Annotated in this window: 13 protein-coding genes; 10 read left to right on the top strand and 3 right to left on the bottom strand. The window is 64.9% G+C overall.

Features of this window, described 5'->3' with window-relative positions; translation table 11 throughout:
- The first annotated feature begins 6 nt into the window (after positions 1-6).
- Genes KUV74_RS18665 through KUV74_RS18685 form a run of 5 tightly spaced genes read left to right on the top strand, consistent with a single transcriptional unit; the run spans position 7 to position 3,787 of the window.
- Entirely contained in the window at positions 7-504 is a 498-nt protein-coding gene (locus tag KUV74_RS18665) for a hotdog family protein (RefSeq protein WP_108133502.1), read from the top strand.
- Positions 501-1,226 carry a 3-oxoacyl-ACP reductase FabG gene (gene fabG, locus KUV74_RS18670; protein WP_222517081.1) on the top strand — a complete coding sequence of 242 codons (726 nt, stop codon included), beginning with the start codon at positions 501-503 and terminating at the stop codon, positions 1,224-1,226. The genes KUV74_RS18665 and fabG overlap by 4 nt, the downstream gene beginning before the upstream one ends.
- Complete coding sequence (locus tag KUV74_RS18675; RefSeq protein ID WP_213230398.1) at positions 1,226-2,485, top strand: beta-ketoacyl-ACP synthase; 1,260 nt, start codon at positions 1,226-1,228, stop codon at positions 2,483-2,485. The genes fabG and KUV74_RS18675 overlap by 1 nt, the downstream gene beginning before the upstream one ends.
- A gap of 53 nt (positions 2,486-2,538) precedes the next feature.
- Positions 2,539-2,979, top strand: a complete 441-nt coding sequence (locus KUV74_RS18680; RefSeq protein ID WP_222517082.1) for an excinuclease ATPase subunit — start codon at positions 2,539-2,541, stop codon at positions 2,977-2,979.
- Positions 2,960-3,787: a 4'-phosphopantetheinyl transferase superfamily protein gene (locus tag KUV74_RS18685; protein WP_222517083.1), complete on the top strand. Its 828-nt coding sequence runs from the start codon at positions 2,960-2,962 to the stop codon at positions 3,785-3,787. Before KUV74_RS18680 ends, KUV74_RS18685 begins: the two co-directional genes overlap by 20 nt.
- Before the next feature lie 71 nt (positions 3,788-3,858).
- Here the strand turns inward: KUV74_RS18685 and KUV74_RS20935 are convergent, their stop codons facing one another.
- Positions 3,859-4,617: an Rpn family recombination-promoting nuclease/putative transposase gene (locus KUV74_RS20935; protein WP_315900880.1), complete on the bottom strand. Its 759-nt coding sequence runs from the start codon at positions 4,615-4,617 to the stop codon at positions 3,859-3,861.
- 129 nt (positions 4,618-4,746) lie between these two features.
- Here KUV74_RS20935 and KUV74_RS18700 point away from each other — a divergent pair, with 129 nt between their 5' ends.
- From KUV74_RS18700 to KUV74_RS18715, 4 genes are all read left to right on the top strand, one after another.
- Entirely contained in the window at positions 4,747-5,562 is an 816-nt protein-coding gene (locus KUV74_RS18700; RefSeq protein WP_222517084.1) for a FadR/GntR family transcriptional regulator, read from the top strand.
- Positions 5,563-5,631: 69 nt separating this feature from the next.
- Positions 5,632-6,780 (top strand): galactonate dehydratase, encoded by a 1,149-nt coding sequence (gene dgoD / locus KUV74_RS18705; protein ID WP_045993632.1) that lies wholly within the window; start codon positions 5,632-5,634, stop codon positions 6,778-6,780.
- Positions 6,781-6,868: 88 nt separating this feature from the next.
- On the top strand, positions 6,869-7,831 hold the full coding sequence (locus KUV74_RS18710; protein WP_045993633.1) for an SMP-30/gluconolactonase/LRE family protein: 963 nt from the start codon (positions 6,869-6,871) through the stop codon (positions 7,829-7,831).
- 82 nt (positions 7,832-7,913) lie between these two features.
- Positions 7,914-8,657, top strand: a complete 744-nt coding sequence (locus KUV74_RS18715) for an SDR family oxidoreductase (protein ID WP_045993634.1) — start codon at positions 7,914-7,916, stop codon at positions 8,655-8,657.
- 17 nt (positions 8,658-8,674) lie between these two features.
- Here the strand turns inward: KUV74_RS18715 and KUV74_RS18720 are convergent, their stop codons facing one another.
- Entirely contained in the window at positions 8,675-10,927 is a 2,253-nt protein-coding gene (locus KUV74_RS18720; RefSeq protein ID WP_222517085.1) for a putative bifunctional diguanylate cyclase/phosphodiesterase, read from the bottom strand.
- 256 nt (positions 10,928-11,183) lie between these two features.
- Here KUV74_RS18720 and KUV74_RS18725 point away from each other — a divergent pair, with 256 nt between their 5' ends.
- Positions 11,184-11,978 carry a FadR/GntR family transcriptional regulator gene (locus KUV74_RS18725; RefSeq protein WP_258183966.1) on the top strand — a complete coding sequence of 265 codons (795 nt, stop codon included), beginning with the start codon at positions 11,184-11,186 and terminating at the stop codon, positions 11,976-11,978.
- A 180-nt stretch (positions 11,979-12,158) separates the two neighbouring features.
- Here the strand turns inward: KUV74_RS18725 and KUV74_RS18730 are convergent, their stop codons facing one another.
- The gene (locus KUV74_RS18730) at positions 12,159-13,409 is read right to left on the bottom strand and encodes an allantoate amidohydrolase (protein ID WP_222517086.1); all 1,251 of its coding nucleotides are present in this window, start codon (positions 13,407-13,409) and stop codon (positions 12,159-12,161) included.
- Between the last annotated feature and the right edge of the window lie 26 nt (positions 13,410-13,435).

Raw genomic sequence — 13,435 nt, forward strand, 5'->3', positions numbered from 1 at the left:
CCCCTTATGTCCACTGATGCCTCTTCATCCGGCAGTGCAGACGCGCTGCCCCCTATCGCCGACCTGGTGCCCCACTCCGGCGCCATGTGCCTGCTCGACAGCGTGCTGGAGATCGGTGAGGAACATCTGATCGCCCGTATCACGCCCGACCGGCAGGACCCCTTTGCCAATGACCACGGCATTCCCGGCTGGGTCGGCCTGGAGTGGCTGGCCCAGGCCATTGCCGCCTGGTCCGGGCGGGCCGCCCGCGAGGCCGGAGGCGAACCCCGGATCGGCTTTCTGTTGGGCTCACGGCACTATCACTGCGACGTCGAGCATTTCGTCTTCGATTCCCCTGTCGAGGTCAAGGTCGAACTCGACTACCGCGCCGACAATGGACTCGGCGCCTTTCGTGGTGAACTGCGCGACACCGAGGATCGGCACCTGGCCCACGCCACCCTCAACGTCTTTCAACCCGACAGCGCCGAGACCCTGTCGGCCATGCTCGAGGATTCAGCGCCATGACCGATACCCTGCTCGTCACCGGCTCCAGTCGGGGCATTGGCCGCGCCATCGCCCTGAGGCTCGCCCGCGATGGCTTCGATATCGTGGTCCACTGCCGCAGCCGCCGTGACGCCGCCGAACAGGTGGCCGACGAAGTTCGCGCCCTAGGCCGTGACGCCCGCGTGCTCTGCTTCGACGTCATCGACAGAGACGCCGCCAGAGCCGCTCTCGAGGCCGACATGGAGGTCCACGGCGCCTACCACGGGGTGGTCTGCAACGCCGGCATCACCGCCGACGGCGCCTTCCCTGCGCTTACCGATGACGACTGGGACAGCGTCATCGATACCGGTCTCAACGGTTTCTACAACGTGGTCAAGCCGATCACCATGCCCATGGTGCGACGCCGCAGGCCAGGCCGCATCGTGGTCATGTCGTCGGTGTCGGGGATCATGGGCAATCGTGGCCAGGTCAACTACAGCGCCGCCAAGGCCGGCCTGATCGGCGCGGTGAAGGCCCTGGCGGTGGAGCTGGCCAAGCGCCGGATCACCGTCAACGCCGTGGCCCCGGGACTGATCGACACCGACATGACCGAGGGTCTGGCCAGCGAGGAAGCGCTGAAGGCGATTCCGATGCGCCGCAGCGGTCGCGCCGAGGAAGTGGCCGCCACCGTCAGCTTCCTGTGCTCCGAGGACGCAGGCTATATCACCCGCCAGGTCATCGCCGTCAATGGAGGCCTCTGCTGATGCATCACAATGGACATCGAGCCGATGGACTTGGCCGCCGCGTGGTGGTCACCGGCATGGCCGGCTTTTCTCCCGTCGGCAACGACTGGGACACGATCAAGACCCGACTGCAGCGCGGTGAAAGTGGAATTCGCCACCTTCCCGAGTGGGACGTCTACGATGGGCTCAACACTCGCCTCGGCGCCCCGGTGGAAGACTTCAGCCTGCCCGCCCACTACCATCGCAAGGCCCTGCGTAGCATGGGGCGCGGCGCGCGCATGGCCACCCGCGCCAGCGAGCTGGCGCTCGAGGATGCCGGGCTGCTCGACAGCGACCTGCTGGGCAGCGGCGAGATGGGCATCGCCTACGGGGCCTCCGCCGGCGAGCCCGACGCCGTGGCCGACTTCGGCAACATGCTGATCAACAAGTCCACCGACGGCCTCAACGCCAATTCCTACATCCGCATGATGGCCCACACCGCGCCGGTCAATATCGGCGTCTTTCTCGGCCTACGGGGACGGATTCACACCACCTCAAGCGCCTGCACCTCAGGCAGCCAGGGCATCGGCTACGCCTACGAGGCGATCCGCTTCGGCCGTCAGAAGGCGATGATCGCCGGCGGCTGCGAGGAACTGTCCGCCTCGGAGGCGGCGGTCTTCGACACCCTGTTCGCCACCAGCACCCGCAACGACACCCCCGAGGCAACGCCGCGCCCCTTCGACCGCGACCGCGACGGCCTGGTGATCGGTGAAGGCGCCGGTAGCCTGATCCTCGAGGACCTGGAGCATGCCCAGGCTCGCGGCGCCCGCATCTACGCCGAACTGGTCGGCTTCGGCACCAACAGCGATGGCCGCCACGTCACCCAGCCCGACGCCGCCATGATGGAGCGCGCGATTCGCCAGTCCCTCGACGATGCCGGCGTCAGCCCCGCCCAGATCGGCTACGTCAGCGCCCACGGCACCGCCACCGATCGTGGCGACATCGCCGAGAGCCAGGCAACCCGGGCAGTATTCGGCGAGCGCCAGCCGGTCAGCGCCTTCAAGAGCTTCACCGGCCACACCCTGGGGGCCTGCGGAGCCCTCGAGGCCTGGGTCGCCATCGAGATGATGCGCGAGGGCTGGTTTCACCCCACCCTCAATCTCGACCATCCTGACCCGGCCTGTGCAGAGCTCGACTACCTGCGCGGCGAGGGCCGACGCATCGACTGCGAGTACGTGATGAGCAACAACTTTGCCTTCGGCGGCATCAACACCTCCTTGATCTTCCGCCGCTGGCCGTAGCTGAAGCCCAAGGGGCCACCAGGCCTCCCACCAAAAAGAAAGGAAACGACACCATGAGAAAGGGAATCCTCGCACCGACGCTACTGATCGCAGGCCTTGGCGCAGCCGCCAGCGCACAAGCCAGGGACACCCCCTACTTCCTGCCGATCCAGGAAGCCCTGGCCACACCGGCCGCCCAGGAGAAGCTGGACCCGAACATCCGCTTGGTGTTTGCCGATGCCGGCGGCAACGTCAGCCAGGACTTCGGTGAGGTGGTCACCAGCCGCAAGACCAACGCCTTCAACAAGACCGACGAAGAGGCCTGTCGCTGGGTCATGCTGTCGGCGCTGATCGCGCTCCAGGATAGTGCCCGCCAGCAGGGCGGCAACGCCGTGGTCAATATCGAGAGCTTCTACGACAGGAACGCACGCGCCTCGACCAGCGAGTACGAGTGCCACGCCGGCGCCTTGATGGCCGGTGTCGCGCTGAAGGGCGATGTCGTCACCCTGCGCTGAGGCTCGTCTCCCACGCCTGCTGCTGGCCATCGCCGAACTGCCGGCCAGCGGCACGCCCGATCAGGGTGCGGCACGGGGGAGACTACAGGGAATTGGGTCGCAGCAAGCACGCCAAGGACACGACAACGGACGACAGCCGCGACGCATTCAAGCAGGCATTCGCGGCGAGGCTGCCTCGCACCTGGGTCGTGAACGGCTCAGCCGACTCGCCGCCGGACTCGGCTTTGACTGCCCTGTGGCGGGCTGGTCGCCCCGCGGTGCCGGGCCGCCTCGCCACCCCGGGCTACCCTCGCCCTGGACCACGTGCCTCAGCCACAGCGGCAGCCTGGTCGTCGCTGGGCTCGCCGAGGTGCCGGTAGGGCTGGATATCGAATGTCCCGACCGGCGACAGCGACAGCGTCACCGAAGCCGCCTCGATGGCCTGATCGCGACGCTGCCCGAAGCCAGCGTACGCAGGGCCATCCAGCGGGCGCCGGATGCCCTGGCAGCCTTCTACCGCGCCTGGACCCTGTACGAGGCTCACTACAAGCTCGGCTGTCTCGAAGGCCAGCCCCCGGACCACGTCCTTGCCACCCGCATCGGCTCATTGATGGCGCCTGATCTGACCGACATAATCAGCCATTCAAATAGCCATTCCAATAGCCATTCGAATAGTCAGCAGTCGAGCGATCCCCTCTACGCCTGGCAGGCCCAGGATGACCGCCTCACCCTGAGCCTGTGCGCCCGTGAACCCGAGCTGACCATCGAGATGCACTTGGGTGGATTGGAGTTGCCGGACTGGACGGGGCTTCCTCAGACATTCGATTGAGAGAGCGTCATCGGCGCCGGATGGGGCCATCTGGAAAGCAGGAGGTGGGCCTTATTCACTGCTGTCCTGCCTTATGCTTGTCTTCTCCGCTCCGCCACCTGCTCAAGCTCGAGTTCACAGATTTCTGCGATTTCGCGGTCATCCATGGCGGTGCGCGCAAGCAGGTTACGCGCGGCTTCCAGGCGCCCTTCCTCGCGCCCTTCCTCGAGTCCCTTCTGCTTCCACTGTTCAGGCCATCGTTTGGCACGTTCCGACAGCATGGTGTGTACCTCCTCAAGGTCATTGAGCGCCTGCCACTGCTCGTGGTCGTCGTTCCCGCCCGGCACCCAATTGGGCAGCAGGACACGCTTGATCCATGTCGCGAAGTGGCGCCGCAGCCGAGCCTGCCCGGGTGATTTCAACCACTCCACCAACTGGCCGATGGTGTCGATCACGTCCTGTTGGCTGTGGTGATACTCCAGCCGAAAGATAGCGGCAACCAGGTTGCGGGTGTCCGTAGGCCAGCGCTCGTCGGCGACGATTGCACCTTCATCCAGCAGCAGATAGGACTGCGAGGGTTGGTAGCGAGCCAGTTGTGCCGCTGCGGGATGAATCAGTTCGGACAGCTCCTTCGCGGCACTCCAGCGCCTTTCTCCATTGTAGAGGACGATGGGCAGTACCGGCGGCAAGCTGCGCTTGCTGGCCAACTTTCTCTGCTTTACCAGGTCCTGATACAGCAGACCCACGTAGGTCATGATGCGTAGCGCCATGAAGGGATCGACGCTGCTCTGAAACTCGATCAGTAGATAAAGGTAATGACGGAGGCTGCCGAGAATCAGGCAGCCACTAATCGGCGAGCTAACAAGCGCACGCGTTCAGCACCGCTCCTTCCACCAAGGTCTACCCCATTCGAGGCATTCCTGCCTTGCCTAAAATGTCAGACATTAACTATAGTAACGTCGAACATTATGGAGGCCTGGATGGACGCTCTCGCTTCACTCCCGAGGCCCGCCGAGGGTCGCGGTGCCGCGGCGCTGGCCGAGGTACTGGCACGGGCGATTCTGTCGGGACACTGGCAGCCGGGGGATCTGTTTCCTCGGGAGCTGGATCTGTGCCAGCACTTCGAGGCCAGCCGCAATCGGGTGCGTAACGCCCTGGGCGAACTCAGCGCGGCGGGTCTGATCGAGCGCACCGCCGGTCGCGGCACCGTGGTGCGCGATATCGTCGACTGGCATCTGCTGGATCCGCAGATGAGCGGCTGGATGGCCAGCCTGGACGCGCCCCACCCGCAACTGGTCGAGGCGGTGTTTGCCTTTCGCCTGGCAGCGGAACCCTATATCGGCGAGCTGGCGGCGCTTAACGCCTCCGGCGAAGACCTGGCACGCATCGAACGCGCCTTTGAAGGCATGCAGGAGACCGCCGATGCGGCCTCACAGCGACTGGCCCACGCCGAGCACGATGTGGCCTTTCACGACGCCATCTATCGCGCCAGCCACAACCTGGTCTGGCGCCAGATGGGGCTGCTGTTGAGACCTTCCATCGTGGCCCTGATCCAGCGCTCGCAGCGCCATGCCGGGAGTTCCTCTGACGGCCCCACGGACGACGCAGCAGGCGGCCATGCGCGTGGACTCAGCGACAGCCTGGAGCGCCACCGCCAGCTACTCGAGGCGATTCGCCTGAGGCAGCCAGAGCAGGCCCGCCGCGCCACGGAACTGCTGCTCGAGCGCACCGCACGTGACCTGGACAAGACACTCCCGGCCAGTGGCATCACGACACCGGCGTCGCGACACCTTTAAGCCCGTCCGCTCGCTTCACCCAACCCCATCGACATCGGGCCAAGCAGGCCCCCACAAGAGGCATCGACCATGAAGATCACCCGACTCAAGACCTGGCAGGTTCCGCCACGCTGGTGCTTTCTGAAGATCGAGACCGACGAGGGCGTCTACGGCTGGGGCGAGCCGGTCATCGAGGGCCGGGCCGCCACCGTGGAAGCCGCAGTGCACGAGCTGTCGGACTACCTGATCGGCCAGGATCCGCGCAATATCGAGCACCTGTGGAACGTCATGTACCGGGCCGGCTTCTATCGCGGCGGCCCGATTCTGATGTCCGCCATCGCCGGCATCGACCAGGCGCTGTGGGACCTCAAGGGCCGCGAACTCGGCGTCCCGGTGCACCAACTGCTGGGCGGCAAGGTGCGTGATCGCATGCGCATGTACGCCTGGACCGGCGGCGATCGTCCCGCCGACGTGGGTGCCGGCGCCAAGGCACTGACCGATCAGGGATTTACCGCCTTCAAGATGAACGGTACGCCGGAGATGCAGATCGTCGACAGCCATCGCAAGATCGACGAGGCGGTCGCCCGCGTCGCCGAGGCTCGCGACGCCGTCGGTCCCGACGTGGGCATCGCGGTGGACTTCCACGGCCGTGTCCATCGGCCCATGGCCAAGACGCTGATGCGCGAGCTCGAGCCCTATCACCTGATGTTCATCGAGGAGCCGGTGGCACCCGAGCACCTGCCGGTGCTCAAGACCATCGCCCAGGATCTGGCCACCCCGATCGCCACCGGCGAACGCCTGCACACCCGTTTCGCCTTCCGTGACCTGCTCGCCGACAACATGGTCGATATCGTCCAGCCGGACCTGTCTCACTGCGGCGGCATCAGTGAAGGCTTGAAGATCGCCACCCTGGCCTCGGCCTACGACGTGGCCCTGGCGCCCCACTGCCCGCTGGGCCCGCTGACCCTGGCGGCGTCGCTGCAGCTGGATGCGGTATGTCACAATGCCTTTATCCAGGAACAGAGCATGGGCATCCACTACAACAAGGACAACGACGTGCTCGACTATCTGGTCGACAAGAACGCGCTGGCGATCGAGGACGGCTTCTGTGCCATTCCCGAGGGGCCCGGCCTCGGCGTCGAGATCAACGAGGCGTTCGTCGAGGAACGCGCCAAGGTCGGACACCGCTGGCGCAATCCGGTATGGCAACACGATGACGGCTCCGTCGCCGAGTGGTGAGCGACGGCTGATCGCGTTGCCGAACAATGACAACAGTCCTGGTGGATGCGCGCTCCAAGGTGCCATCCGCCAAGTTCGAGGAGACGTCATGTCCCGTTCCGCATCCCCCTGCCTTGGCGAGGCTCGCGCCATCGTCGAGGCACCCTGCGAACTCGGCGAGGGCCCCAGCTGGGACGCCCGGCGTGGCGAGTTTCGCTGGCTCGATATCCTCGGGCGCCGCTTCCATCGCTACCGCCTCGAAGACGGCGATCATCGGTCCCAGGCGCTGGACGAGCTGGTGTCCTTCGCCGCCCCCTTGACCAGCGGTGATGATCTGCTGGTCACCGAACACGGCCTCAAGGAACGCGACCACGCCCACGGCGGCGTGTCACCCTGGCGCGAGGTCGAGGCTGCCAACCCGGTGACGCGCAGCAACGATGCGCGCATCGATCGCCACGGCGGGCTGTGGTTCTCGACCATGGGCAAGGCCGCCGAAGCCGCAGCCGGCAGCCTCTATCGCCTGTACCGCGGCGAGATCTTCTGCCTGAAGCAAGACATCACCATCCCCAATGCCCTGTGCTTTTCACCGGATGGTCGCCTTGGCTACTTCACCGACACCGCCACCGGGGTGGTCATGCGCTGGGCGCTCGACGCCGAGGGCTTCCCGTTGCGCCAGGATGGCGGCGCCTTCCTTCAGGACGGGGTGGCGGCAAGGCCCGAACAATTGGCCGAGCCCGAACCCTGGGCGGACTTCAACGACGACCCGGGAAACCCGGACGGCGCAGTGATCGATGCCGATGGCTACATGTGGCTGGCGCTATGGGGGTCAGGGCGGGTTGCCCGGCTGACGCCGGATGGCGAGGAGGTCGGTCATGTCAGGGTCAACGCCGACCAGCCCTCCTGCCCGGCCTTCGGCGGGCGTGAGCTGACCACCCTGCTGATCACCACCGCCACCGAAGGACAGCGAGAACACAAGGAAGGCCGCCAGGACGGCGCTACCTTCCTGTTCGACCTGAGCGAAGCGCTTCCCGGCGTACGTGGGCTCGATGATCCACCGATCGCACTGCGCTGAATCGCTGCTCACATGCCGCCGCTTTCGGCTTGTCCATCGGCGGCGCCCCCAGGTTTACGACGCACCCCCAGAGGCCTGAAGCATGAGCGAATCCGACTCTCCCAAGGTCGCCATCATCACCGGTGGCTCACGCGGTATCGGGGCCGACATCAGTCGGCGTCTGGCCAACGATGGCTATGCAGTGATCGTCAACTACGCCCATCACCGCGAGGTCGCCGACGGCCTGGTCGAGGAGATCCTGGCCCAGGGCGGCGCGGCGCTGGCCGTTCAGGCAGACATCTCACGCACCGACGAAGTGGCGCAGCTTTTCGACACTGCCATGCAGCGCTTCGGTCGCGTCGATGCGCTGGTGAACAATGCCGGCGTGCTCAAGGCGGTGCCCATCGCCGAGGCGGCGGACGACGACTACGACACGCACTTCGAGACCAACACGCGCGGCACCTTCAACACCCTGAGGGAAGCCGCCTCGCGCCTGGAAGATGGCGGCCGAATCGTCAACCTGTCGAGCAGCGCGCTGGCGCTGAATCTGCCTGGCTACGGGCTCTACAACGCCACCAAGGCTGCGGTGGAGTCGCTGACCCGAGTGTTTGCCGGCGAGTTGCGCGGCAGGCGGATCACCGTCAACGCGGTAGCGCCGGGACCGGTGGATACCGAACTGTTCCGCTCGGGCAAGACCGAGGAACAGATCGAAAGGTTCACCCATATGCCACCACTGGAGCGACTGGGCCAACCGCGTGACATCGCCGCGGTGATCGCCTTCCTGCTAAGCCCCGAGGCCGAGTGGATCAATGGCCAGGTCATCCGCGCCAATGGCGGCTTCGCCTGAAGCAGCGTCGTCAAGGCTCAGCGCAGTTCTTCGTTGGCGGCGTCGCGGATGCCGTCCCCTACGCGACTGCGCAGCCACTCGGTGGCGGCCTCGGCGGTCATTGGTCGTGAAATCAGGAAGCCCTGCAGCATATGGCAGCCTTGCTCCGCCAGGTGGTCCGCCACCGTCTGGTCTTCCACCCCCTCGGCGACCACGCTGAGCCCCAGATGGTGAGCAAGCTCGATCGTGGAGGACACGATGACGTCGTCCTCGGACCCCTTCACCAGCTGCATGACGAAAGACTTGTCGATCTTCAGCTCCTGGACCGGCATGCGCTTGAGCTGGGCCAGCGACGAATAGCCCGTTCCATAGTCATCGATGGCCAGCTCCACCCCCATGGCGCGCAATGACTGCAGCTTGCGCGCCCCCATCTCCGGCGATTCCATCAGCGCGCTCTCGGTGAGCTCGATGCACAGACACTCGCCGCGCAGGCCATGGCGGTCCAGCGCCCGCTCGACCCGCTTGATCAACCCTGGCTGCTGCAGGTCCATGGCCGAGATATTCACCCCGAGGCGCACATTGAGCCCTGCCTCGCTCCACCTGGCCAGCTGCTGGCAGCCGGTGTCGATGACCCACTGGGTCAGCTGGTGGATCAGCCCCGAGCGTTCGGCCAGTGCAATGAATTCATCCGGAGGGATGCGTCCGAGCCTGGGGTGATCCCACCGCAGTAGTGCCTCCATGCCGAGGGCCCGTCCTGTCAGGGCCGACACCTGGGGTTGATAACGCAGCGAGAACTCACCGTTGCTGGCGGCGTGCTGGAGATCGCGCACCAGAGACAGATGGCGCAGATGGCGTTCGTCCTGGCCGTGCAGGTAACACTGATAGGACTGGCGTAGCTGACGTGCTCGATCCAGTGCGATCTCGGCCCGCCGCAGCAGCAGGTTGGCCTCGCCGCCATGCTCCGGATAGCGCGCCTCGCCCATGGCGCAATCGAGTGTCACCGGCGACCCATCCAGACGGATCGCCCGGGTCAGTCGACGATGCGTATCCTCAAGCCACAGCGGGTCGAGGTGAGACACTGACAGCAGCAGCAGGAATTCGTCGCCACTGAGACGGTAAGCCCCTGCCTTGGGTGCCGGCAGATCCGCCAGGCGTCCGGCCAGCGTACTCAGTACCTGATCACCGAAGTCATGGCCGAAGGTGTCGTTGATCCGGCGCATATGGTTGATGGTCAGCCGCAGCAGGGTAAAGGGACGCCCGGTGGCGATGGCAGCCTCGATATCCTCGTTGGCGCATTGGCGATTGCCTAGCCCGGTCAACTGGTCCTGGCGTGAGCGCTTGCGAATGTCGGCTTCCCGGCGCACCAGGTCGTTCTGCATCTTCAGCATGGTCGAGGACAGCAGACCAAATTCTCCCTTGCGGGGAAGTCGATCGAGATCCAGAGGTTCCCCACGCCCCACACTCTTGGCCGCCCCGACCAGCCGCAACAGCGGCAGACTCACGCCTCTAGCGATCAAGCTGGCGGCCACCAGCATCAGCGCCAGGCTGATCGCCAGGATGATGGCCAGCTGGCGCTTTATCGCCTGATAGTCGGCCAGCAGAGTCTCGTAGGAACGTTCCACCACGAGCTGGATACGCCCCTTTGCATCCTCGAACAGCGTCGAGGCTCGGCGCAGACCCTCGCTCCCCACAAGGCCAACGTCCTCACCTTCACCCACCTGCACCTCGAAATGGGTGTCGCTACGAATCAGCGCCGACAGCGCCGTTGCCATGTCCTCGTCCAGGCGAAACCCCATGACCAGCCAGCCCACGGACGTCGTCCCCCGCACCGGATGCAGGACAAGTTGAAAGGCCTCGCCATCATGAATGAACAGGGTGATGGTCCCATCGGTGCGTCTCGCCTGATCCCGGAGGTCAGGGAAAGCATCCGTGGCCCCGGCATCATGATGGCTCGACACCATCACACGGCCCTCATCATCGAGCAGGCTCACCATGTTGGCACCCATGCGCTCCGCGTACTCGCCAAGCACGTCCACTCGCACCGCGCTGTCGAGCGGGTCGATGGCCTCGCGGAAACGCGGATCTTCCACCAGCAGATCCACACTGTGCAGCAATTGCTGGCCCCAGCCATCGAGCAGGGCTTGCGCCACGCCGGAGGCCACGCCCAGTTCCTTCTCGCCCTGCTCCATGGCGGTCGTCTTGAGCGCACTGAGTACCGCCCATGACACGACCAGCTGGATCCCGATGGTCAGGACCAGCATCACCAGCAGTAGCCGAGCACGAAAGGACATCGAAAGGCCTCCACAGATTGTCGATGGCGCCACCACCACACAAACGCTGCACACAGAGTGGCAGATAAAGTCACCCGTAACCCCCTCACGGGCACTGCGGTCTAACCGGCTTAGGCCACTTCAGGCACAGGCTTCACCCTTTGGCTTCTAGAATAGCCATACTGTTACTAAATGTAACTAATATTCACAAAATCTTTGCCGTCCAGCCCTGCGCAGTCGCGGCAGCCCTGACCGACGAGGTGGCGGCCAGTCCGTCATGAGCTCTGATATGCTGTGGTTTCATCACCGACGAGAGACCAACATGACCGGATCGACACCTCGCAGACGACCCTATCAATTGGCAGAGACCATCAAGGGCTGGATCGTCGAACGCGAGCTGTCACCGGGTGATCGCCTGCCCGGTGAGGCGGAGTTGATGGAGATCCTCGGCGCCTCCAAGGGCACCGTTCGTGAAAGCACCCGGGTGCTGGAAGCCCAGGGGCTGGTCGAGACGCGTACCGGACCCGGCGGCGGCGTGTTTATCCGGGAAATGAGCGAATCCCGCGCCATCTCGCTGCTCAGCCACTATCTCTATTTCAAGGACATCTCGATCCGCGACATCTACCAGATCCGGTTGGCGCTGGAACCGGAGCTGGTAGCCTCGCTGGCGGGGCAGGTCGAGGCTTCAGAGATCGCCAGGCTGCGCCAGTCGCTTGCGAGCTACGCCGAGCCCGCCTGTGACCTGGACGCCGAGCGCCAGCAGCACATCGACTCGCTGGACTTTCATGAACAACTGGCGCAGCTTTCCGGCGGCAACCCCTTGCTGTCCTTCATCATCCGCTTCACCGCCCAGGTGCTGTCCGACCTTACCGTCTATCGGCGGCTGTACGAGCCCGGCGACCATCATATCGGTCCCGCCGGCTGCCAGTATCACGCCTGGCTGCTCGACGCCATCGAGGCCGGCGACGGAGAACGCGCCCGCACCCTGATGCGCGAGCATCTGCTGGAAGCCCAGGCGGTGATGCACGACAACGAGGCGCAGGTAAGACGCGGGTTTCTCAACGAAGGTTAACCACTAGGGCTCGTCCGAAAAGTGCCTGCGCTCGGTAATACGGCGTTAAAAATCGGATCAAAATGCTCATTTACACCCCGTAAACTGCGCTTTCTCACCGATTTTTGCCTTGTCTAACCTTCGCTCGTCGACTTTTCGGACAGCGCCTAGTAGTTGCGGAGGTGCGAGTCTCGGCGACGCTTATTGCTCCTTCACGGTCAGGTCCTTGAGAAATTGCATCAGTACACGAGTGGCCGCCTCACCGTCGGCCGCGGTGATGGCTTCGTCCGGATGGTGACTCAGGCCATCGGTACAACGCACGAACAACATGCCGATACCGGTCAGGTCGCACATCGCCAGACCGTCATGACCGGCGCCGCTGAACAGCAGATCAGCCGGCTCATCACACCGTTGGCAGGCATCCCCCAAGGCCTCGATCAGCCAGTCCGCGCAGGCCACCGCCTCGGCCTCATAGGTCGTCTCCACCGTCAGTGACAACTCGCGCGCCTGTGCCAGTTGTCGGCAGGCGGCCAGAATGTCCTCGCGACCACGACGCCGAACCTCGGCGTGGGGAGAGCGCAGCTCGAGGGTGAACACCACCTCGGCAGGAATCACGTTGACCGCGTTGGGGCGTACCTCCAGCTTACCCACCACCCCGACAAAATCCTCGGTGGCGTTAAGGATGCGGTCGACCTCGGCGATCATCTCGGCAGCCCCCACCAACGCATCGCGACGGCCCGGCATCGGCGTGGTGCCAGCGTGGCCTGCCTTGCCGGCCACCGTCAGCCGGTGACGCTCGATCCCGGTCAAGGAGGTCACCACGCCGAGAGCGTGATCGCGCCGTTCGAGCACCGGCCCCTGTTCGATGTGGACCTCGACGAAGCCCAGCACCGAGTCAGGATCTCGGGCCAATGACGGAATTTGCTCAGGATCACCACCAAAGGCCCGAAGCGCCTCGCCCACGCTGATGCCATCGGCATCCCTGGCCTCCAGGCTGGCAGGATCGAAGGTACCGGCCAGGGCACGACTGCCGATCAGCGTCGACTGAAAGCGGGTCCCCTCCTCATCACCGAAGGCCACCACTTCGACGCCGTAGTCGAGCTCGATCCCATCCTTCTTCAATCGCTCCAGCGCCAGCAGCGGCAGCGCTACGCCGAGCATGCCGTCATACTTGCCACCTTCGACCACGGTGTCCTGGTGTGACCCCATGATCAGCGTGCGCGCGCCGGCGCGCGCCTTGTCGCATCGCCCAACCAGATTCCCGGAGGCATCCATTTCGGGCTCAAGTCCGGCCCGGCGCATCCAATCGGCGATAAGTTCGAGTACCTGGCGGTGTTGCTCCGAGCAGAACAGCCGGGTCACGCCGGCACCAGGCTCCGAGAAACACGCAGCCTCGTCGAGGCGCTCGAGCAGTTGTGCGCCGAGCGTCATGGTCTCGTGGTCAGCGGTCATGATATCTCCAGATCGGGTGCCTTGAG

Source organism: Halomonas sp. DP1Y21-3 (genome assembly GCF_019801245.1).
Lineage (GTDB): Bacteria > Pseudomonadota > Gammaproteobacteria > Pseudomonadales > Halomonadaceae > Halomonas > Halomonas litopenaei.

Coding starts and splice junctions, on each gene's coding strand:
- KUV74_RS18665 (WP_108133502.1), top strand. CDS start 7: ATGTCCACTGATGCCTCTTCATCCGGCAGTGCAGACGCGCTGCCCCCT.
- fabG (WP_222517081.1), top strand. CDS start 501: ATGACCGATACCCTGCTCGTCACCGGCTCCAGTCGGGGCATTGGCCGC.
- KUV74_RS18675 (WP_213230398.1), top strand. CDS start 1,226: ATGCATCACAATGGACATCGAGCCGATGGACTTGGCCGCCGCGTGGTG.
- KUV74_RS18680 (WP_222517082.1), top strand. CDS start 2,539: ATGAGAAAGGGAATCCTCGCACCGACGCTACTGATCGCAGGCCTTGGC.
- KUV74_RS18685 (WP_222517083.1), top strand. CDS start 2,960: ATGTCGTCACCCTGCGCTGAGGCTCGTCTCCCACGCCTGCTGCTGGCC.
- KUV74_RS18700 (WP_222517084.1), top strand. CDS start 4,747: ATGGACGCTCTCGCTTCACTCCCGAGGCCCGCCGAGGGTCGCGGTGCC.
- dgoD (WP_045993632.1), top strand. CDS start 5,632: ATGAAGATCACCCGACTCAAGACCTGGCAGGTTCCGCCACGCTGGTGC.
- KUV74_RS18710 (WP_045993633.1), top strand. CDS start 6,869: ATGTCCCGTTCCGCATCCCCCTGCCTTGGCGAGGCTCGCGCCATCGTC.
- KUV74_RS18715 (WP_045993634.1), top strand. CDS start 7,914: ATGAGCGAATCCGACTCTCCCAAGGTCGCCATCATCACCGGTGGCTCA.
- KUV74_RS18720 (WP_222517085.1), bottom strand. CDS start 10,927: ATGTCCTTTCGTGCTCGGCTACTGCTGGTGATGCTGGTCCTGACCATC.
- KUV74_RS18725 (WP_258183966.1), top strand. CDS start 11,184: ATGAGCTCTGATATGCTGTGGTTTCATCACCGACGAGAGACCAACATG.
- KUV74_RS18730 (WP_222517086.1), bottom strand. CDS start 13,409: ATGACCGCTGACCACGAGACCATGACGCTCGGCGCACAACTGCTCGAG.